We start from the raw sequence: 255 nt of genomic DNA on the forward strand, positions 1-255 counted from the left end.
ACCGACGCCACTTCGTATTGCACTAATGACCTGCCCTAAATAAGGAACCCAACAAAGAGCAGTACATGCATTTTCAGTAAAACGCTCGGTCATATTAAACCATGAAGATAAACCAACCATTTGGGCTACCGCAACTTGATTGGCAACAGAAGCTCTATTTGTGTACGCTTTAAAATTAAAATCTCTCACTGCGATGGTTGCGATACTATAAGCTGCGTTATCAGCTGTATGCTGTAGTTTTGTTGACTTTATATT

The 255-nt window shown here is 40.0% G+C and carries 1 pseudogene; it reads right to left on the reverse strand.

Going from position 1 to position 255, the window contains the following annotated elements:
- Positions 1-255, reverse strand: a pseudogene (locus AAEZ02_RS22965) (hypothetical protein); the annotation flags it as partial.

The organism is Shewanella sp. T24-MNA-CIBAN-0130, from assembly GCF_040310185.1.
GTDB classification, from domain to species: domain Bacteria; phylum Pseudomonadota; class Gammaproteobacteria; order Enterobacterales; family Shewanellaceae; genus Shewanella; species Shewanella psychromarinicola.